At 31.8% G+C, this 21,668-nt stretch carries 23 protein-coding genes and 1 tRNA gene; 9 read left to right on the top strand and 15 right to left on the bottom strand.

Annotated features, from left to right (window positions below; genetic code table 11):
- Positions 1-650: 650 nt before the first annotated feature.
- The 3 genes from DKK70_RS05020 to DKK70_RS05010 are packed head-to-tail and all read left to right on the top strand — an operon-like array spanning position 651 to position 4,747.
- Entirely contained in the window at positions 651-1,802 is a 1,152-nt protein-coding gene (locus DKK70_RS05020; RefSeq protein WP_110432999.1) for a merozoite surface protein 3b, read from the top strand.
- A complete protein-coding gene (locus DKK70_RS05015) occupies positions 1,802-3,172 on the top strand; it encodes a DUF6384 family protein (protein ID WP_110432998.1) in 1,371 nt (456 codons plus the stop codon). The genes DKK70_RS05020 and DKK70_RS05015 overlap by 1 nt, the downstream gene beginning before the upstream one ends.
- 3 nt (positions 3,173-3,175) lie before the next feature.
- Positions 3,176-4,747 (top strand): hypothetical protein, encoded by a 1,572-nt coding sequence (locus tag DKK70_RS05010; RefSeq protein ID WP_110432997.1) that lies wholly within the window; start codon positions 3,176-3,178, stop codon positions 4,745-4,747.
- 230 nt (positions 4,748-4,977) lie between these two features.
- Here the strand turns inward: DKK70_RS05010 and DKK70_RS05005 are convergent, their stop codons facing one another.
- From DKK70_RS05005 to DKK70_RS04990, 4 genes are all read right to left on the bottom strand, one after another.
- Positions 4,978-5,259 carry a YciI family protein gene (locus DKK70_RS05005; protein ID WP_110432996.1) on the bottom strand — a complete coding sequence of 94 codons (282 nt, stop codon included), beginning with the start codon at positions 5,257-5,259 and terminating at the stop codon, positions 4,978-4,980.
- Positions 5,260-5,415: 156 nt separating this feature from the next.
- Complete coding sequence (locus DKK70_RS05000) at positions 5,416-5,934, bottom strand: DUF2867 domain-containing protein (protein WP_110432995.1); 519 nt, start codon at positions 5,932-5,934, stop codon at positions 5,416-5,418.
- Positions 5,935-6,281: 347 nt separating this feature from the next.
- Positions 6,282-7,214: a DMT family transporter gene (locus DKK70_RS04995; protein WP_181415919.1), complete on the bottom strand. Its 933-nt coding sequence runs from the start codon at positions 7,212-7,214 to the stop codon at positions 6,282-6,284.
- Positions 7,201-7,578 (bottom strand): hypothetical protein, encoded by a 378-nt coding sequence (locus DKK70_RS04990; protein WP_110432993.1) that lies wholly within the window; start codon positions 7,576-7,578, stop codon positions 7,201-7,203. The genes DKK70_RS04995 and DKK70_RS04990 overlap by 14 nt, the downstream gene beginning before the upstream one ends.
- Positions 7,579-7,677: 99 nt before the next feature.
- Here DKK70_RS04990 and DKK70_RS04985 point away from each other — a divergent pair, with 99 nt between their 5' ends.
- From DKK70_RS04985 to DKK70_RS04965, 5 genes are all read left to right on the top strand, one after another.
- Positions 7,678-8,583, top strand: a complete 906-nt coding sequence (locus tag DKK70_RS04985; protein ID WP_181415918.1) for a LysR family transcriptional regulator — start codon at positions 7,678-7,680, stop codon at positions 8,581-8,583.
- Positions 8,584-9,138: 555 nt separating this feature from the next.
- On the top strand, positions 9,139-9,426 hold the full coding sequence (locus DKK70_RS04980; RefSeq protein ID WP_110432991.1) for a type II toxin-antitoxin system Phd/YefM family antitoxin: 288 nt from the start codon (positions 9,139-9,141) through the stop codon (positions 9,424-9,426).
- Positions 9,413-9,739 (top strand): type II toxin-antitoxin system RelE/ParE family toxin, encoded by a 327-nt coding sequence (locus tag DKK70_RS04975; RefSeq protein ID WP_110432990.1) that lies wholly within the window; start codon positions 9,413-9,415, stop codon positions 9,737-9,739. The genes DKK70_RS04980 and DKK70_RS04975 overlap by 14 nt, the downstream gene beginning before the upstream one ends.
- 160 nt (positions 9,740-9,899) lie before the next feature.
- Positions 9,900-10,550, top strand: a complete 651-nt coding sequence (locus DKK70_RS04970) for a JAB domain-containing protein (RefSeq protein WP_110432989.1) — start codon at positions 9,900-9,902, stop codon at positions 10,548-10,550.
- A 167-nt stretch (positions 10,551-10,717) separates the two neighbouring features.
- Positions 10,718-11,773, top strand: coding sequence for a Shedu immune nuclease family protein (locus DKK70_RS04965; RefSeq protein WP_219999686.1), 1,056 nt, complete (start codon positions 10,718-10,720; stop codon positions 11,771-11,773).
- Position 11,774: 1 nt separating this feature from the next.
- Here the strand turns inward: DKK70_RS04965 and DKK70_RS04960 are convergent, their stop codons facing one another.
- The 10 genes from DKK70_RS04960 to DKK70_RS04915 all read right to left on the bottom strand — a co-directional run bounded on the left by DKK70_RS04960 (position 11,775) and on the right by DKK70_RS04915 (position 20,381).
- A complete protein-coding gene (locus DKK70_RS04960) occupies positions 11,775-13,934 on the bottom strand; it encodes a KAP family P-loop NTPase fold protein (protein WP_110432988.1) in 2,160 nt (719 codons plus the stop codon).
- A 192-nt stretch (positions 13,935-14,126) separates the two neighbouring features.
- Positions 14,127-14,291, bottom strand: coding sequence for an integrase domain-containing protein (locus DKK70_RS17465; RefSeq protein ID WP_375334972.1), 165 nt, complete (start codon positions 14,289-14,291; stop codon positions 14,127-14,129).
- A gap of 82 nt (positions 14,292-14,373) precedes the next feature.
- The gene (locus DKK70_RS17460; protein ID WP_110432986.1) at positions 14,374-14,490 is read right to left on the bottom strand and encodes an integrase domain-containing protein; all 117 of its coding nucleotides are present in this window, start codon (positions 14,488-14,490) and stop codon (positions 14,374-14,376) included.
- 217 nt (positions 14,491-14,707) lie between these two features.
- Entirely contained in the window at positions 14,708-15,256 is a 549-nt protein-coding gene (locus tag DKK70_RS04945) for a hypothetical protein (RefSeq protein ID WP_110432985.1), read from the bottom strand.
- Positions 15,257-15,574: 318 nt separating this feature from the next.
- Positions 15,575-15,802 (bottom strand): hypothetical protein, encoded by a 228-nt coding sequence (locus DKK70_RS04940; RefSeq protein ID WP_110432984.1) that lies wholly within the window; start codon positions 15,800-15,802, stop codon positions 15,575-15,577.
- 2 nt (positions 15,803-15,804) lie between these two features.
- The gene (locus DKK70_RS04935; RefSeq protein ID WP_110432983.1) at positions 15,805-16,080 is read right to left on the bottom strand and encodes a type II toxin-antitoxin system Phd/YefM family antitoxin; all 276 of its coding nucleotides are present in this window, start codon (positions 16,078-16,080) and stop codon (positions 15,805-15,807) included.
- Between the two features lie 774 nt (positions 16,081-16,854).
- A tRNA-Gly gene (locus tag DKK70_RS04930) sits at positions 16,855-16,930 on the bottom strand.
- Between the two features lie 71 nt (positions 16,931-17,001).
- Positions 17,002-17,259, bottom strand: coding sequence for a DUF1145 domain-containing protein (locus DKK70_RS04925; RefSeq protein ID WP_110432982.1), 258 nt, complete (start codon positions 17,257-17,259; stop codon positions 17,002-17,004).
- A complete protein-coding gene (gene rsmD, locus DKK70_RS04920) occupies positions 17,259-17,822 on the bottom strand; it encodes a 16S rRNA (guanine(966)-N(2))-methyltransferase RsmD (protein WP_110422946.1) in 564 nt (187 codons plus the stop codon). Before rsmD ends, DKK70_RS04925 begins: the two co-directional genes overlap by 1 nt.
- 18 nt (positions 17,823-17,840) lie before the next feature.
- Positions 17,841-20,381 carry a penicillin-binding protein 1A gene (locus DKK70_RS04915; protein ID WP_110432981.1) on the bottom strand — a complete coding sequence of 847 codons (2,541 nt, stop codon included), beginning with the start codon at positions 20,379-20,381 and terminating at the stop codon, positions 17,841-17,843.
- Between the two features lie 463 nt (positions 20,382-20,844).
- Here DKK70_RS04915 and DKK70_RS04910 point away from each other — a divergent pair, with 463 nt between their 5' ends.
- Positions 20,845-21,252, top strand: a complete 408-nt coding sequence (locus tag DKK70_RS04910; protein WP_110432980.1) for a protein YgfX — start codon at positions 20,845-20,847, stop codon at positions 21,250-21,252.
- A gap of 173 nt (positions 21,253-21,425) precedes the next feature.
- On the opposite strand, the gene tusA is transcribed toward DKK70_RS04910, so the two are convergent.
- The gene (gene tusA, locus DKK70_RS04905; RefSeq protein WP_110432979.1) at positions 21,426-21,656 is read right to left on the bottom strand and encodes a sulfurtransferase TusA; all 231 of its coding nucleotides are present in this window, start codon (positions 21,654-21,656) and stop codon (positions 21,426-21,428) included.
- Positions 21,657-21,668 lie beyond the last annotated feature (12 nt).

Below are 21,668 nucleotides of genomic sequence, written 5' to 3'. Positions count from 1 at the left end.
GCTGGTCAAACAACATCTTCATTGGAAAAATTAGATAAATAATTAATACACAGTACTAATAAGTCCTAGTCCATTTGGGAATTTAAGGTTAGAAAAATCATTACTAATTGTAGAACTGCCAAGAATCTTAAATAACTATAAGATTCAATTTATAAAAACATGAGTAAATTGAAAAATAATTTAAAGCAGAAAAAAGATATGTTTTTGATGAGTTTAAATTTACATATAAAAAAACAATATTAGTTCTCTCTTTTTACCACATAGTATAAATCTTAGCAATCAAAAGAACAAAATATATCGATGCGAATTAAAAAATCCAAATGTGCTTATATAGTTATACTATTTTTTTATACTTATGGTTTATCGATAGTTTTTTTGCAAGATCCATAGGTATTGCTACATAAATAAACTTAAAATCTAACTAAACGATTTTAACCAATATTTACCGTTGAGGACCAATTGCAAGATTACCTTTCCACATTGTACAGATAATATCCTCATGATGTTGCCCATAATTCTCAACATCTTCTACGCGGTAATAAAATAAATAGTGAAAAAAGACAATTTAGAAAAATTGTTGTAAAGAATATATTAAGATATAATTCAATAAATTCGCAGATGCGATAAATAAAATTATAAAGGATTTAGAAATGTCTAGTCAGGTTATATCTTACGTTGATAGAGCGGTTCAATTATTAAATAAAATCGGAATTATTATTAAACCACAAGCCGATGCACCGATTTTAAAGTTATTGGATAATGTTGCTGAGATTGATAAAAATCGAGTTATTACAATAGCTCGAACTTTACAACAACAAAGCGCGTTCAACCAAGTGGTTCGCGAGCAAATTGATGGTGTTGAAGTTTCACAACGTTATACCCAAATTGTTAATCATTTTGATAGCATCCGAACGGATATGGAAAAGATGTTAGGTTGGCTTGATGATGGTAAATTAGATTTTTTTGAAAGAATCAAAATTGGTTGGATGAAACTGCAACGAGGTTCTATTCCCGACCGATTTAATCTTATAAAAAAGACCTATTTACAAGTATCGCAAGAAACCGGCAATCAAATTGAGCGTGAACATACTATTTTAAATGCTTATCAAGATTTTCGATTTGGATTGAAACAAGCACAAATCATTGCTCAGGAATTAGTGCAAATAGCAACAGATCGCCTTGAAGAATGTAAAGTTAAATTAGCCTCTGCCATTGCTGACGTAGATAATTTTAATGAAGATGATCATGTGGCAAAAGCACGTTTAGAGCTTATCCGCGACGAGGCATTACGTAATGTGCAACAAGAAGACAGCCGTTATCAAATTATTTTGGATTTAGCCAATAATTTAACCGTTTCTTATAATTCAGCCGAAGCCGTTTTTGCCCGTATACAACAAACAACTTCCGTGAAAGAAAGAGTTTATCAACAAAGTGTTAGCTTTTTTTCTACCAATGAAATTGTCTTTACGGCATTAAGTGCTTCAATCACCTCTTTGACTGGTTTAAGCGAAAGCACTAAGACATTAGAAGCAATGAAAGATGGCATGAATAAAGGTATTGAAAGCATTGCATCTGCTGGTAATAAGCAATTAGAAGAAAGTCTACGTGCTGGATATGGTTCAACCATTAAAGCCGATTCTCTACGTGCTTTAGTGGAAGCGATTGTCAATTATCAAGAATCAAGTCAACAATTAATTGCCGAGCTGCGTAATGAATCGATTGATAATGCCAAAGAGATAGATCGTATCGTTGAAGATGGCAAACAACGCTTTAATAATATTATTTTTAAGGTTAATAATTAATGTCGAATATTAAGCTTAGTGAACAACTAGGTGCAATGGCAATCATTGACGAACTTTATCAAAAACAACAATTGTTACTTGAGCACCTAAATTATGACGCTTTGCGTAGTAAATTAGCCGAAAATATAAAGAATTATTATCAAGTTAAAGGGCAAATTGTTAACGACGAAATCATTGAGAAAGGAATTAATCTTTGGTTCAGCCAAAGATTACAATTTGTTGCGCCTAAACATAATTGGTTAATCCGTTTTTTTGCTTTTTGTTACGTAAAAAGAGTAAAATTTTATCCATTTATTGCTGGGATCTTATGTATTCTATTGTGGCTAAATTGTAACGAATTCAAAAAAATTTTTGAACTCAACAACAAAATCGATAAAACTTATCGTCATATTTTAATTGAAAAAAAAATCTTAACTGACCTAAACAGAGAATTTTTGCCGCTTGATAAGCTTCCGGTATATAATGCACAAGTGCCTGTAAAAGATTTAAAAACCTCAATCAGTTATATACTCAACCAAGAGTTTAATCTTCCTTTTTCAGAATCTTCAAAGAATTCATCGCCAACTTTTAATTATGATCAAGAAACACTTTATAAACTAGAAGAAATTGATTTTTCAATCACTACAATTTCATCTCAAGCTGCCAGAGAAATATCAAAATTAAGTGAATTGCTTGAGGAGGATAAAAAACTCAATAATTTAATTAAAAGTGATGAATTTATACAGGCTAAAAAAATATATCCTATTTTACAAATTTCAGTTGATAAAGCGCTTGATAGGCTTAATCAAGGGCAACAGGATATTGATCTTGAATCAATCGAATCACTTTATAATTCTGTTGGGCGTGCAGAAACGCTTGAAAATAAAATTCAATCTGACTTGAAACAGTTACAAGCATTAAATGTGCCTAACTCTGATATGAGTGAGGTTATTGCCTTGCAAAATGCTTTAAGTGCTGATTTAAAAAATTTGAATTTTAAGCATGTCGAGCATTATCAAGAAATGATGGCTTACTATATAAAACTGGCTCAAACCAATTTAACGTTAACGATTGTTGATCACCCAAATTATAAATCAGGAGTTGAGCGTACTCATGACAATACTAATGGTAAATCTTGGTACTTAATCGTCAGACCGATGACAACAACCAACAATCCAGATTCATTATGGGTAAAAAGTATTGAAACAGGGGAATCAAAATTGGTGGATACATTTGGTCAACAAGTCACTTTAGAACAATATAACAGTGTTAAAGCCGATAAAATGCAAGATGGGCATATTGATAACAATAAACTTTGTACCAAACCACAGGGAAGATTAATATTCAATTGTCCAAAATCAGTTAAATCAGGTCGGATTTTGGAGTGGTAAACCATGCAACCGAAAAACATTGAAAAGAAAATTTGTGCTGAGGCAGAAAAAATTAAAGCCTCGTTAGATATAGCTTATCAAAAAAGACAAGATATCCTTGTTGATATTTTAAATTTAAAGAATGAGCAAGCTAGTATATATCAAAAAATTGCCACCATTTATTTAAAAGAATCACCCCATAATGATAATTTTCAAATACAAAATATTATTAAGCAATTACAAGGATTATCTAGTGACTTAACTAGCAAAGTTAGTCATTTAGATAAAGTAATAGCTCAATTTCAACAGGAATTGCAAGATATTCATGCAAAAATAGATGAACTCACTACCCAAAAGGTGCTGCAACTTGAAAGCGATCCTGAATATGTCGCATTGTGTAATCTGTTTACAAACGAAAAAGGATTTTTAGAAAAAATAACAAAAGATTATGAACTATGCCAAGAAGAGTTCACCAAAAAATTAGCAGAGTACAGTAAAAATTGTTATTACAATTATTTGCGCAAAAGAAACTATGGTGAAGATAATTATAAAGGTCGTTGGATTTTTAGAAATCTAGATGAAACGATAGCTGGATTTATTCATTTTAATGAAAATTATAACAATCAAAAAATACTCGAATCATTAATAAAAGAATCGCAAATAAAATACGAAAATCAACAAAAATCATATGAGTTAGCCATAGATCAAAAGTTTGATAAAGAACAATTAGTTGAAAAAAGTTTGAATCTACCGCAACTAAAATCTCAATTGGTAAACATTGAATATGATTTGGAAGATGCACAACGACAAAGGAAAAAGGCTTATGACTCCTTAAATGGCACACAAACAGGACAAAGTGATCAATTTAAACGGCTATCAACGCAATTGGCAAAATTATTAGAAAATCAGTCAATTAAACAACTTGAGTGGCTAACCTCACAAACAGAATCTAAGGAGGATGATTTCTTACTTAAAAGAATTCCTGAAATAGATGATCAAATAAATCAACTTGAAGAACGTATACCACATGTTCAAGAATCAATTAATAATCAGGAAAAGATTTATATTCGCTTTAATCAGACGCTGAAGCTATTTAGACAAAATAATGTTCCTAGCTCTTTTTATGAATATAATATCTCTTCATACACTCTCGATGACCTATTAGAAAGCTTAAAAAATCATGGTTATTCTCCTGAAAAAATAGTCATGGAGCTTCTAACTTGTCGCGTCCTAAAAAATAATACAACTTCAACAAATACCAAGACCAAGAGTGTCTGGTCGGTATTATGTAGCCTAAGTTCATCGTCTAATTATTCAAGTCGATCATCGAGTAGTGATCGTTATTCATCAAGTTCCTCATCCAGTAGTGATCGTTATTCATCAAGTTCCTCATCGAATAGTGATCGTTATTCATCGAGCTCCTCATCGAGTAGTGATCGTTATTCGTCGAGTTCCTCATCGAGTAGTAATGGTTATTCGTCGAGTTCCTCATCGAGTAGTAATGGTTATTCGTCGAGTTCCTCATCGAGTAGTAATGGTTTTTCATCGAGTTCTTCGTCTGGTGGAGGCGGATATCGTACTACGGATAGTTTTTAACTATACAAATAATAAAGATATTATGGTTATAAAAAGATTTTATTGATGAAATAATATAAACAAATTAGTAGATATTTAAAGATAGAAAAAACTATTTTATAGATAAGTTAATTTTTATATAAGTAAAATTAGTTTTATGCGAGTAAGTTTTTTAGTATTCACTAAATAATTCGACAGTAGGTGCATTAAATGCAACCTACTTTTACCCTATCAGCTCAGATAATTTAAACTCAATGAGTTAATAAGTTAGGCGAGATTTTATTTGCATGAAATAGGGTAAATTCTAAATCAACCAAGTCATAAACACAAAATGGATCTAATTTCATAATATTTTTAACTTCTTCAAGTGAATCACTCATTACTACAATAATAGCACCTGTTTTATTCTCTAAAGGACCAGACGCGATAAACTTATTGTTGGCAAAATACTCATCTAAAAATTTGTTATGTTCTTCAAATTTAGCTAATAGTTCTTCCAAAGGTCTTTTAAACTTAAATGTTACAATTATCATTATACATTCCTTATATATTTTAAATTAGTTACTTAAATCTTTAGCTAAATCTTGCTAGCTAAAAAATCTTGCTTATTATGCTGTCTGTTGTCATACAAAAAAGAGTTAAAAAAGTTAACTGTCCGATTAAAAATCAATCCTGATTTACCAATACATTTATTTTTTAGCGTTAAGATTTCTCAAAAGTCTATTGACAATAAATGGATGTAGAACAGAAACTGGCACCATATATAACTTGCCAATTAAATTATGATTTTTGACAGAAGTTATTACATATAATTTATTTTGTTTATCACTATCATCAATTAAACGAAGATGTAAACAAACATCTAGATGATGATCTTTAATGATTAAGCTTAATTTATCTTTTTCTAATTCAAAAACAGTAAAAAAATGTACTAAATCGCCAATATTAGGTATATCCTCAGTTAATTGATTAAAACCTTTAATTGTTCTAATTCCTACCATTCTGCCTAAAAAATCTCTCATCTGAAACAATATTTTAAGCCATTTAGGTTGAGATTGAGTCATTATTCTATAAGCGTCATAAGCAGAAATATCTTGAGGAAGAGAAACAGTTTGGTAACTTAAATAATCAATATCTTCTGCAACTAAGGTAAGCTGATTTAATAGCCCATTTAATTTATCGATAACAAGCTTAGTTTTAGAATTCATAACACACTCAACAGCTTTTTTATTTTATTTATCAATTAGATTGTTAGCTTAAAAATAGAGTTTCAACTTAATTTTATAGGATAACTTATTAAATTTATTAATAAATTTTTAACTGCTATTTATATCTATAAATTATGAATAAAGGTTTATCGATTAGCAAGAGTAAATTAACCGTTTTTTCATCCTGAGCAACGCTATTTGCGGACAAAAAATGATAGTCCTGTTATTCAATAGGCAAGTACACCACTGCAATATCACCCCAGTGGTTAATTATTGTTATTTTTTTAAATAAGCGCACCTAAAATGGTACACTTTTCATCAATATTTACCAGTAAGAGCAAGACCTATCAGCGGTTGGTAAATGATTTAGTATTCAATTTAGCTAATAAGGTTTTATAAGAACCAGTAGCCAGAATTACGCCACCAATAACAATTAATGCGCCACTGATTTGTACTGGATTAGGCTCTAATCCAGTAAATAAGGCTAAGATCATCGTAAATATAGGGACTAAGTTGAAAAATACTGCAGTATTGGCCGCCCCGATTTTTTTGATACCCAGATTCCAAAATAAATATGCCAATACCGTACCACATACCGCCATATAGACTAATAATAAATGATTTTTTATGGTTATATTATTTATTGAGATAAGTAAATTATTATTATAAATGGTAAATAATATGATGCCGATGGTACCAAATAACATGGTATAAGTTGTAGTTTGTAATGGTGTTGAGTTAGATATATATTTTCTTGAACCAACCGTGTAAGTCGCCCAGGCCAAATTACCCATCATAATAATGAGATCACCAGAACTAAAACTTAGCGAAACTAAATTGATTATTGACCCATTGCTGACGATCATAACCACGCCAAAGAAACTTATTAACATTCCGACAGTTTGGACCAACGTAATTTTATGTTTATCGATAATTGCCGCCAACAATGCTGTTGTTAGTGGCGATGTTGCCATTATCAATGCGCCATTGATAGCTGATGTTGTTTTTAACCCAATAAAAAAAGCCAAATTAAAGCCAGTGATACCTAATAATCCGAGAACTATAAATGCAATCCAGTTCTTTTGTAATGTCGTAATATTATTTCTATCTTTGGCTAACATAAAAATCAAGATAATTATCGTCGCAATAGTAAACCTTTCGGTTGCGACCACGTAAGGAGATGACTGAGCAACGACTGACGCACCAACATTAAAATTAGATCCCCAAAAGAAAGTTGAGAGAGTAACAACCAGCAACACTAAATATCTATTTTTCGCCATGATCGCTAACTCCATAAAATGCATCGTGCGTTACCAAAGAAACCATTAGATTTTGCGCATTATTTAACTGATAACAGGCTGATTTATTGACAACTGAAAGTTTAACCATAAGATTTTTTTGATCATCAAAAAAGCGTTGGTATTCTGTGATAGTGCCTCTAAAATCGCGGTCAACTTTCTCCAAAATAATATCAGTAACCTTGATACTCTTTGGAGCACAAAATTCTGGTAAATAATTACTAACGCCTTGAACAGCAAATTTTAATAGAGAACAAGAAAACTTGTTTGTACTTCCTTGCCGTAATAATCTACAAGCTATTTGATTACCGATGCCAATTTCAGGGGCGGTTATAGATATATTCATAGATAATATTCTTAGATAAATAATATGATTGGGTAAAATAATGTTATTATTATCCCATTTATAATACAATGAATGTATTTTAAATACAGAATTTCAAAAATGAAAAAATCAATCTCCTTAAATGACCTCAACCTTTTTATCAATGTGGTTCTGGCCGGAAGTCTGACTAAAGCGTCAGAAAATCTTTCTATCCCTATGGCTACTATTAGCCGGCGTTTAACTCAATTGGAGGAATCAATAGGGGAACATCTGTTAAACCGTAGCACCAGATCGGTTTCATTAACTACATTAGGGCAGATGTATTTTGATCAGTGTGTCAATCCTCTAACAGAGTGTATGATGGCCGTTAAACATTTAAATAACAGCCACTATCAGTTATCAGGAACCATAAAAGTAACGGCACCGATTAATTTAACGCATCAATGGCTAGCGAACTGTATCTTTTCTTTTATGCAACAATATCCTGATATCAAAATTGATTTAATGGTTACTAACCGAATTGTGGACTTAACCGCGTCGAGTATTGATATTGCCATTCGAGTGGGAAATTTGGATGATAGCAATTGGGTAGCCAAAAAATTGTTCATCTCAAAAAATATTTTATGTGCCTCTTCTAAATATTTAGCATCAAATTCGTTACCTTTACATCCAGTTGATTTGAAAAACCATCGATTAATTTGTTCTAACCACAGTAATGAATGGACGTTGAAAAATATTAATACACAAGAATTATATGTTACAGATATAACATCTCATTTTATAGTTGATGATACTCAGTTGATGATAAATGCCGCTAAACAGGATTTAGGTATCTGTTTTGTTCCTGAGCAATTTGTTGAATCTGATATTAAGAATAGTAAGTTAATCAGAATTTTACCCGAGTGGATTAGCATCCCTCGTCCAGTTTATGTAATGGTTAGAGATCGAAACTATATTCCCAATAGAGTGAAAATATTTAAAGAATATATAGAGCAATATCTTCAAGATGAAAAAGTGAATTATTAAATTTAACCTCATAAATTGAACCATATGACAGCTGAATTAATCGCTCTAATTGCAGTGGGTTATTTATAGACTCAATTTACATTATCTGATTATTACCCAAGTGGAATTAGCAGGTATAAATCCAAATTACTGTATAGTAGAAAATATCAATAAATATGAGTCTATTTTTGGGGAACCGCTGGGTTACAAGGTTTTATGTAGGCAAGTAAAACCCTATAGTTTATTGTGAAAACAATATGTGAGAGATTTTAATAACTTTGATAGTTCGATAGTTCGATAGTTCGATAGTTCGATAGTTCGATAGTTCGATAGTTCGATAGTTGAGTATAAATTGGAGCGAAAACACAATTCAAACAAGAAAGCTAATTTATTGAAAAATAAATAACTATTCAGTAAATTAATATTTACTATACCTAATTATCTTTTTACTTTGAGTGGTATGCAATAGTTGTTAGCCCTTGTTATTAAGCATAGATTGCTTTTTTGGCTTTAACTGCTTAGAATAGATCAAGTCTTTTTTTAGACTTTATTTAGTCTTAACAATATGAGGTATACATGCGCTATTCTCAGCAGATAAAACCAATCAGTTACTTAAAAGCTAATGCCGCCGAGGTAATGAACAATTTAACTAGATCAAGAGAGCCATTAATTATCACTCAAAACGGCGAAGCCAAAGCAGTCATTCAAGATATTGCCTCCTATGAAGAAACGCAAGAAAAGCTAGCATTACTTAAAATTCTGGCATTAGGTCAAAAACAGGGAGAGGCGGGACAAATTACCGATGTAAATGAGGTGGTTAACCGTCTAAAAAATAAAAGGAAAAAGCTTAATGCTTGCGCATAAAGTCGTCTTAACGCAGGATGCAGAGGCAGACTTAGAAGCCATTTATGACTATATAGCAGAGTATGACTGCGCTGAAAAAGCCGATTACGTATTAGATGAACTGCTAAAAACTGCTAATAATTTAAGCCATTTTCCTAAAAAAGGCAGTATCCCTAAAGAGTTACTAGATTTAGGCAATCGCGATTATCGTCAAACTTTTTTTAAATCCTACCGGCTTATCTACAAAATCATCGACCAACAGGTCGTTATCTTTTTAATTACCGATGGCCGACGTGATATGCAAGCATTATTAGCGCGGCGTTTATTAAAGTAGCGCGTATTACAAGCTAGCGGCTATAAGGCTAATAAGGCTAATAAGGCTAATAAGGCTAATAATTAGCCATTATTGCTATACTATCAATGGCTTTTGAATTTATGGAATTATGTTATATTGATAGCATTAACAAACTCATTCTTATACAGTGTACCTCATAATGGATATAAAACTCGCTAAAAACGATAAACGTTATATAGAAGGCACGGATGATGTCTATAATATCATGAAGAATGTGCTATTACGTGACAACAAAATAGACCAAGAAAAAGAACATTTCTGGATTGTTGGCATGAACCTAGCTGGTTACATTCTGTATATTGAACTCATTGCCTTAGGGTCTTATAAATCGGTAGATGTTGAGCCAATGAATGTGTTTCGTGTAGCTGTCATGAAAAATGCTTCACGAGTGATTGCTGTACATAATCATCCTTTCGGAAGATTGTCACCCTCCGTAACTGATAAAGATATCACAGATCGATTAATCCAAGTGGGACGAATCTTAAATATAGAATTTATAGACCATTTGATAATATCCCCTTTGTCTTATATTAGTTTTAGGTCGATTGGTTTAATGGATGAGTTGGAAAAAAGCCTTAAATATGTACCAACTTATCAGGTGGTTGAGCAGATTAGGAAGGAAGAGCAGAGGATTGCTAGGGATAAGATAAAATTTGCTCAGGATAAAGCTAATGCTGAAAAGAAAGTACTTATAAATGCTTTATTAGAAAAACAAGTTTCTATTGAAAATATTGCTAAAATATTAGAGGTTACTCCCAAGCAAGTCAGTAAAATTATTAATATGCAATAAGAAAATATTAATTAATGATTACTTGTAATCAGGAGAATTTTGACTCAATTTATAGGAGTAATAATGGATAGTTACCAAAATCCTAAGATAGGTAAAACTTATATTAGCCCTGCGTTATCAGACTTCCATAATAAAGAAAAAAGATCAGAATTGCTACTAAAGCCTTATTGTCAACAGGAGGTTGGGAATATGCAAAAGAGCATGATGAAATCATATTACGTAAAAAAACTGATGCTGCAACTTGTATTAAAGCAAAATTTTTAGAGGATAATAGGCAAACATTTGTACTCACAATACAGAAATTTATAATTAATGATGAAGATACAGGTACTCCTTATGGCTCAGGATTTTCTTTTGTTGGAGATGAAATAGATAAATTTTGCGAGTTCTTGCATCATATTCAATCAATAAAACTTAAAACGAATAATTCTATTAATATTTCAGACGAAGAATTAAGAAAATTAACGTTAACTTCTAGTCAAGCAGAAAATTTAATTTCATACAATGAAGAACTATTTGCAGAAGTAATTCGCCATGCCATAACTAAAAAAGATATCGTTACCATTGCATATAGGAAAAAACAATTAGAAACGTTTAGAAAACTACTGGAAGATCAAGAGTACTTTAATAACGTTAAAATTAGAAAAAATTGTAAAGATGAAGCGCTTTGGCAAATGTTTTTTGAAAAAAACCCATGGATATTTGGATATGGTTTAGATTATATTTACACCTCTAATTTAGATGATAAGCGCCTTGAACAAGTTGTACATGGCTATCAAGTTTCACAACATGGGAAAAGGGTTGATGCATTATTAAAAACAAGGGCATTCATTTCTACTTTATGTTTTGTTGAAATCAAAACACATAGAACACAACTGCTTCACAATATACCTTATCGTTCGGGTTGTTGGGCTCCATCAAACGAATTAACAGGAGCTATCGCACAAATACAAGGAACGATTTCCTATGCACAAGAATCTATTTTTGGAAAACTGACCTTAACAGATCAAAATGGTTTTCCTACTAAAGAAGATGTATTTAATTTTCGACCTAGAGCTTTTATTGTTATTGGTAACCTTGAGCAATTTAATGGTGAATACGGAATAAATCAAGAGCATATCCGAAGTTTTGAGTTATATCGTCAAAATATTTTTCAACCAGAAATAATAACTTTTGATGAACTATACGAACGGGCAAAATACATTATTGCAACAAGTGAATAATTTATTCACTTGTTATTTCAGCCTCTTTTGTAATATATTTATGTAACCATATAAATTGCTTAATAAAAAGAGTACTTTTTTCTTTAATATCATCATAATCTCGGGGAAAATCATCTTCAATTGACTCGAAGAAAGAAGGAAAATATTTCTCCAGATTTTCTATGATAATTTTTGTATCTAATACCTCAGCTAAATGATTATACTGTTCTCTCTTAAAATTTGATTTATGGGGAAGTCCTGACTCCATTTCCCATGATGTGGGTACGTAAGACTCAAGGATGCGAACAAGCACCAAGTCATCTTTTAAAATTTGTTTTGTTATATAATCATTAGCAAAATTATGATTAACATACTTATTCAAAATATAAAATATATAAGAAACTAAATTAGGATAAACTAATGTAATATCTGTATCTCCAAGTTCTTCTATAATGCTATTCCCTAAATGCTTTCCTATTATATTAATAGATTCATCTGAAAACGCTTCTTGCTCTGGTTTATCGTCATCCTTTCTTTTTAGCCATTGGAAAATTTCAAGTTTAAAATCAAGAGACGGTGAATTATCAATACAATCACAAGCTAATTTTTCTCGATTATTAATTGATTGATTTTGAATTAAACTACTAATAAGCATAGCTGCTTGAGCAAAAGGATTTAAAAATCTGTATAAAGTGTCTGGATTAGGAAATAACTGATTTTTCTGGGCTATAGCAATAGCTAGTGAGTAGGATGAAGCCTCATTTAAATCTACATCTCTTTGTCTCAACTTTCTTATTAATGTTCCAGCATTATCAGTATTTAGAATATCATTGAAAGGGTTTTCACTTTCATCAAAAGACAAATTAAAATTTTCACATTTATATATCAATTTGTCTATTAACTTATCAGAAACATCATTTCTAGGAATAGAATAAGTAAAATACCTAGAAAAATAGTGTTCTGAACAAATCCGTTGAGCATTATTCCAATTTTTGTACCAATCAGAACCATAATTACTATTTCCATAAACAGCTTCTAATTTAGGAAATAGTTTTTTTAGTAAATATATAAAACTTTCCTTATTTATATTTTGTGCTTTATCAAGTGTCCTATCAATAATTTTTTTAATATGGTCTTTTTCCTGTTCATTATTACTATAAATATTACTCGTGAATGTTCCAGTAAAAAGTTTCTTATTTGTTCTCAATAACTCATATAGTAATGGACAAAATACTCTAATACCCTCTATTAACATTAAATCAACTGGATTAACTTCATCTTTTAGAATCGGAAGTGCAAATAATAAAATATTTCCATAAAGTTTAGCTTTTCTTGGGGTAGTCAGACAATCATCAAAAGCATAGCTAAAACTATTTGCGAAATCTTGTATTTGTACTTGTGAGAGATCAATCTCTGCGAGTCTTACTGCTTCATCTATACCTTGAAAGCAAAATTCACGTAATACTTGTTTTTCAATACTTGGTAAATGAAGTGGTATTTGAATAATTTTTTCTAAAAATGCTTCTCCTGCATTATGTTTAGTACTGGAATATCTATCTTGCAACGATGTAGCTACTACGTCTTTATCAAAAGCTAGAATATACGAAGTATATTTAAAATCTGCAATCAATTTAACAATTTTAAAAAGAATATGAATTTCGTTTTTTTCAAGACGATCTACATCGTCTATTAAAACTAATATTCTTTTTTTTGCATTTTGAAGTTCTTTTTCAACTCTTTTTCTAAGTTCATTTATATCTATAGTAGAGATAAATGAACTCACAATGTTGCCAATACCTTCAACACCAGCTAATGAAGTAACATCTGATGCTGTTCTTTTTACAAAAGCCTTAAATTTATCACCTGTTTTCACTAGTTCAGTATCTAATGCATCGGCAATAGTAAAAAAGAATCCGGTTAATAATTCTTCTTCCGTACCAAATCTCCAAGGGTTAAATTTCATACAAATGACATTGTCATTTTTTTCAAGAGATTTCTCAATAAAGTTGAGTACAGATGTTTTACCATCTCCCCATATTCCATAAAGTCCAATAACTATACTGCTCGGGTCGGTTCTTTTAGATATAACTTGAGCAACTCGCTCTGAAAATGCCCAACGAGAAAATCTGTCTTGCTCTTTTGCAAAAACAGGTGAGTCAGAAGAATAGTTTGTACTGTCCATATTTCATTTATATCCTCTTAATTTAATATAAATAGTTTTATTTACATTACAAAACAAAAAATACTTTTTTAATATTCAGTAAATTCATATGAATTAGTATAAACCATCTTTTCAATATAAAGTATATAAATAATATTATTCTAGTTTTTGTAGTTATCTTGACCATAGACTTATTTTACATTCTTTCCCTTACTATCCCACGCCCAAATCCATAGTTTTTTTTTGATAAAACTTTGTTAGATGCAGTATTAAGTTATGCCCTATCAGACTATGGGGTGAGATTTTGCCGGTTAAGCCAAATGCCTTTGTTTGGTTACGCCAGTAGCTCATGGCTTGTTTTAGATTAGGTTTGTTGATAAGTTAACCGTTTTGTTGGGCTATTATGTCAGGCTTTGTTGATGATGGTGAGTGCTTATTGTCGGATGATGATATGGACTTGTTACGGTCTACTGCCTTTAGTGTCAAACACAACCTTGATGGAAATTGCACTGTTATTAAGTACGCTTTGCCATATTTTCAAGGATTGACAGCTTTGTACGGCTACTTCACTTGAAATGTCTACCCTTTTTTATACAACAAAATTAAGAGGTAACTGTTTATTAAATGCCATCGGTGTTAAACTTTTCAAATAACATAACTTCATGATTTTTAATCGACAAACTTGCCAGACTTTCAATTAAATCACTGGTAGTAAAACTGAACAGTGTTATAGAAATATTTTTAACAGTTCTACGAATTAGTGTAGTCTATCCAGATGATATTTAGCATATTGCTCATAATTTATCTAAATAAGCACAGCCTTCAAAAATTTCACCTTTATAGTTTATAAAAATTTCATATATTGAATCAGGTTCAGCAATATCGAGTTCACATTTAGACGATTTATCAAGATTTCGGATTAATCCAAACACACCATTTTTTGAGTGAAAAAAAGCGACAAAATCATATGTTACATTAGAGTTTTTTATATCGATTTTTATTGCTATGTTCTCTTTTTTCGAATTAGTAAACTGTAATCTATTTTTAGTTATTTTGGCAAACCAATGTGGTTCATAGCCACTGGCATAAAACCCGATTGAATTATTGGTAAGTTTATTCCAAAATTCTGTTGGTGATAGCATACCTATCTGTTGCATTTGTTCTAATTTGGCATTATCTTTATCTATCCAATCTATCGCTCCTGTTTTTAAATCCATAAAACTCTGTTTATTATCTTGTGTACTTCCTAAAGATAAATATTCTTTATTTGCAGAGTCAATAAATACCTCTTGCGCTAATAGTAATTTAGGGAAAATCAATAAAATTAAAATTAAAAATCTCATAGATGGATAGGCTACACTAATTTGTACAACTTTTTAAGGGATAAGATAAATTACCATAAAATATGAAAGTACGATAAAAATAAAATGACAAGACAGACGAACCGATACAGATGATTTTAAACAGCTGATGGTAACGCTATATCAACAAGGTAAAACCTACAATAAATGAGTTTTACCGTATGAATTAACGTCATCAACGTTAGATATGAACTTAGACAATGAACTAAGACAAAATTTTCTGCTTATGCATATTGGTACTACAACAATCGGCTGCATTCATCATTAGGTTATTTGACGCCGATAGCATTTTATAAACAGTTATCCTTTAATTTTGTTGTATGAAAAAGTATAGACATTCCACTCATAAAATTCATAAGGATGAGAACAACTTTGGGGAAGTATCTCAAGTTTTTTAATAGTCTCTCTAAGCTGATTAAATACATATCTAGCATTTTCGATACAATCATATTTTTTAATATATTGATAAATCTGGTGGATATCTTTACTGGCAATATCAACGATTTCAACTCTATATTTAACCGTCATGATTAACTTTCGTTATCTTTACTTAGAATCTCATCTAATACCTCATCGACTGAACGACTTTGGCCTTTTTGTCGTTGTTGACCTGAGATAACAAGTCGCTTTAACATAGCAATCGTATTCATTTGCCTATCATACTCACTTACTTCCAATAAAACGGCTGTAGCTTCACCGTTTTGGGTAATAACTAACGGCTGTCTATCTTCAGCTAATTTGCTCATAACTTCACCCGTATTGTTTTTTAAGTAGGTAATAGATTTTACTTGTCCGCTTAAATTCATAATAGGCTCCTTAATAACACTTTTTAATGATTTAATTAAATACCTAATTAGGTTTTACAAAAGAATTAAATATTTTTTCTAAACACCTAGTTACATTTTCTTGATGCGTTGATTGATAAACTAGCTCATTCCACACCGATTAAAATTGTGGTCAATCTTGCTAAATCTCTTGAAAGGAGGTTCAACAAAACCAACCTCTGGATTGTCCATTTGCTTATATTTAGGATTACTTTCCTGCACCTGAATGTTTTTGGATTCGTGATGCACCTTTCAACAATATTTGACACCATCAAGAATTGAGTAGTTTTTTTCAGGTTTTAATCGTTCGACCATTAAATTTGTTAATGCCATAGAGATAAAGACTCATTATTTCAATGAAATAATTTTACACTGAAGTTTTAAGCCAGTGTACTGCCTGGCTTCCGAGGTACTAGATCAAGTACACAGTACTCATAACTAAATGATATCTTACGTTGCAAACGATAGATATAAATAAGTTTTTAACCTAAAATATGAATTTCATAAGGGCTTATGGGATAAGCTTTATATAATATATAAAATCAAAATATTACAGGTCTTTATCTGAAGTACTAACTAGTTTCTGATGTACTAAATTCGGTACCACTTATGCTTGGTTGGAGTGGGTATAAAAAGAGGGGGGAAACTATATTTATTATTAATATCAATAATTTAAATGCAAAAGAGAAATATTTATACAACTTGAACTGATATTACTACTAATTGATTTAATTGATTTAATTGATTTTTTTGAATTGGAGCGGGAAACGAGGTTCGAACTCGCGACCTCAACCTTGGCAAGGTTGCGCTCTACCAACTGAGCTATTCCCGCATATTGAATACTTCGAAAGAAGTGGTGAGCATTATACAAAAATATTCGTGTATGGCAACCTTTTTTGTCTTTTATTTTTTATTTTTCCAGCTAAGTGTTTCAAAAACACCAAAAATAAAAAGTTTAAGTGCTTTAAATTTATCCTGCTCTTTTTCTTGGTTAGTCATTGTTGATTGTAGCATCCAAGCTTGTAGCCCATGAGTAAGGACAAAAGCAGCTAAGCCAACGTAAGCAACAATATTCGCTGGTTTTGGGAAAGGATGAACAAGATTAAATAATAAAAATAACCAGATAAATGAATAGACTAGTTTACCTAAAAGTATGAACATTATCTCTCTTCTCGTATAAATAGGTAGCTATGAACTTGCCCTGCGATTTTTTCTCGATGTAAAAACCAATTGGTTGGAATATAACCGGTTAAATCATGCTCTAGCTCAGACTCAATATAAATATAAGCTGACGGACTTAACCAATGGTTATTTTCAAGGAGTTGCACTGTTTTTTCAATCAATGAATGATGAAAAGGCGGATCGATAAACGCAATATCGAACTGTTTTTCAGCCGGTTTATCAAGCCATTGAAATGTATCGATTGAATAGATTTCGACATTATCACATGCAATTAACTGTTTATTTTTCTTTAACTGATTAGCAACTTGTTTGTCTTTTTCTAATAGTGTGACATTTTGAGCACCGCGGGATGCAGCTTCAAAACCTAAAGATCCACTACCGGAAAAGCAATCCAGACAACGACTATTGGCTATAACTGGCATTAACCAGTTATATAAAGTCTCTTTAACTCGATCGGTTGTCGGGCGCAAACCTTGTTTATCGAGTACCGATAATTTTCGTCCACGCCACTTACCACCGATAATTCTTATTGAACCATTCATATAACTATTAAATTTTACTTAGAATATTTCTTGGGAAACACCTTCTGAATTGGTCACTCTGGTACCAACTTCTTGTGAACTATAGCTAGTTGGTTCCGTTCCTTTAATAAAGTATTCAGACATGGATTTAGATCCATAGCCAGCTAACTTTCCTGTTCGTTGGTCAATTTTCAGCGAAATAACATTATCAGGTTTTACATCTTCTTTTTCTGGAACATTTTCAAGAGCAACTTTCATATAGTCAACCCAGAGAGGATTCGCGGTAACGGCCCCTGCTTCGGCACGGTTAGTTCGTCCTAAAGCACGACGGTGGTCATCAAAGCCCATCCAAACTGAGGTGACAATGTTACCACCAAATCCGGAAAACCAAACATCTTTCGATAAGTTAGTCGTACCAGTTTTACCACCAACGTCTCTACGACCTAGTGCTTTTACTCGCCAAGCGGTACCTTGCCAATCGGAACCACCAAATACGATACTTCGAAGGCCATCTTTCATGATAAAAGCAATACCACTATCAACTGTATGTGGTGCATATTTAGGTGAAACATCTGTCGTTTTATTGTCAGCACTAATATCAGGTAAAATTAAATTATCTTCTGATTTAAGATTTGCCACTTCTGGCTCTTCATTACCTGCGTCGTTTATCTCGTTTTCAACGTTATCTAACGACAATGAAACCGAATCAAATTTCACCACTTCACCTTTGCAGTTTTTGCAAGCAATCAGTGGTTGATGTTGATAAATTACGCCACTATCATTGTCATATTCGATTTTTTCGATTAGATAAGGGGTAATCAAATAACCACCATTAACAATAACCGAATACGCACGAGCAACTTGCAATGGTGTAAATGACGCCGCTCCTAAAGCAAGTGATTCATTATGCGAAATATTCTCTTTAGGGAATCCAAAACGCTCTAAATACTCAGCCACATAATCAATACCAATTGCACGTAGTGCCCTTACCATCATAACATTTTTAGACATACCTAAACCAACTCGCATACGTAAAGGACCAGCATAAGTTGGCGGAGAATTTTTAGGACGCCAAATTACACTCCCTGTTTTGCGTACAATAGGTGCATCGTTTAGCAGGGTTGCCATAGTTAGTCCTTTTTCTAACGTGGCCGTATAAACAAATGGTTTAATATTTGAACCTAATTGACGTAATGCTTGAGTTGCACGATTAAATTTGCTTAAGTTAAAGTCATACCCGCCAACAATAGCCTTAATAGCCCCATTATTTGAGTCTAAAGAAACCAGTGCCCCATTTACTGCAGGTATTTGTGCTAGCGTCCAGTTATCGCCCGATTTTTTAACCCAAATTAGTTGGCCAGGATTTAAGGTATCATTTACTTTTTTCGGGAAAGCACCTTGTCTATCATCATTAATAAATTTTCTTGCCCATTTCATATCTTGAAAGGTAATCTTAATATTTGTATTATCAGATAACACAGCTTTAGCTACCTTGTCAGAAGATTCTAAAACCACGGCAGGACACATACCGCTATAACAAATATATTTATGTAAAGCTTCTTGAATTTGTTTGGCGTTTAATGGTTTTTCATTGTTTTTCCATAACACTTTTTCCGGTCCACGATAACCATGCCGAATATCATAATCAATAATATGTTTTTGCACTGCTTCTGTTGCCGCTAACTGATCGGTTTTAGAAATAGTGGTATAAACTTTATAACCATCGGTATAGGCATTTTCGCCAAATTTGTCGTACATAAACTGTCTGGCCATTTCAGCAACGTATGGTGCTGAAAATTCGATTTTTTGCGTATGATAACTGGCATTTAATGGTTTTTTTATTGCTTCGTTAAATTGGGCTTGCGTTATATAAGATTGATCTAACATTCGCCCTAACACCCAATTGCGTCTTATTAGCGCTTTTTCTGGATGAGATATTGGATTATAGGCTGATGGTGCATTTGGTAAACCTGCCAGTAATGCGGCTTCATCAATGGTTAACTGATCTGGCGTTTTGCCAAAGAAAGTATATGATGCAGCAGCCACCCCATAAGCACGCGATCCAAAGTTGATCATATTGAGATATAATGCCATTATCTCATCTTTAGATAACTCTCGCTCCATTCGAATGGCGATAATCATCTCTTTTACTTTACGGGTTATGCTTTTTTCTGGTGTTAAGAAAAAGTTTTTAGCCACTTGCTGTGTGATGGTACTACCACCTTGTGAAAAGCTTTTTTCCTTAACCCCTATATACATGGCTCGCATAATACCAATAGGATCAATCCCAAAATGTTCATAAAAACGCGCATCTTCGGTCGCGATAACCGCATTGACAACAATTTGGGGAATTTCATCATATTTTAATGGAATTCGGTGACGCTCGCCAAAAATCGCAATTAATTCACCGTCCTTACTATAAACCTGCATTGGCGTTTGCAAACGAACATCTTTCAATGTTGCCACGTCTGGCAAATCTTGAGCAAAATGGTCGTAAGTAGCCATACAAAGCAATAAGCCATAAAGCGCTAGACCGGTGAAGAGTTTAACACCATATTTTAATAGTTTTAATATTATCACAAATCATTCCTATCCAATTGATTGAAAATCAAAAAAGATAATAAATTTATTTTTTACTTATTGATTTCAATCTATTTTTAGCAGACGAGTATACTACTTACTTGAAGAGACTCAAAATAAAAAACGCTTTTTTATCTATGTCTAGTTAATTGCTTAATTGACTATTTAAATTAATTAAACTAATCAATGCATTATATTTATACGGAAATTGATTATTCATGTTATTTACACGATGAAATTTGATAATTAATAAGTTTAATTGTTGTTAAACACTTAATTAAAAAAGTTATAAATAAAATGCCATATAACTAAGATATGGGTAAACAATTAATAGATTTTAAGATCCCTATTAGTAAATTATTAAATAATATTGCGTATTATCTCACAATTTTTTCATATTTTTAAATAAAAATGATAGAGCAATTAGAGAATTGTGATTTATTCTCTATTTAAAGATATTGATATGTGGAGTACAAATCTTACCCCTTCATTACTACACTTTCTTAGTGCTAGCTGCTTCTACCTAATTTTACTTATAAGCTGTTTAATTCAATTAGCGCATACCTCGTTAAATTGCTATACCTTTATCTTAAATTTGATATTAATTATTGAATGGTGGCGAAGTATTTGTTATTTCAAAACCATTAAGGGCGAATTGGCGCTATTTGAGAGCATACACCAAATTTATTGGCACAAACAACGTTGGTACCTAATGCGAAAACCATTATTGTTACGTTATATGATGATTATCAATTTAAAATCACGACATAATGGTAAAAAACAAGTGCTGTTTTTGATGATAGATAACCTTGCGCCTAATGATTGGCGCACACTTCGTTATCATTTTAAAAACATTGATTTATCGAAATAGTTCATTAATAGTTCATTAAAGATGACTTAACATATAGTATTAATGCACATATGGTATTAATACAAACATAACATTAATGCAAACATAGTCACAATAAAGACATAATATTAATAAAAACTATTTTTAATAAAAAATAGTTTTAATAAAAACATATTATTTATAACAATATAATATTAATGCGATTTTCTAATCCAATACTCAAATGGAACGGATTCAATCTGTGAGTTAACTAACTCGTGATCCATGTGACGACAAAAGCTAGGAATATCGCGGGTTGTGGCCAAATCATCAGCAACCACGTGCAATATTTGGCCAACGGATAATTCCCTAATCGCTTTTCGCACAAGCATAATCGGCTCAGGACAACGCAAGCCAAGCGTATTTAATTCTTTATCACCAATCATAATTATCGTTAA

Source organism: Gilliamella apicola, assembly GCF_003202655.1.
Lineage (GTDB): Bacteria > Pseudomonadota > Gammaproteobacteria > Enterobacterales > Orbaceae > Gilliamella > Gilliamella apicola_R.
The sequence above is the reverse complement of the archived record's forward strand: the minus strand, read 5'-3'. Positions and strand labels throughout refer to the sequence as shown.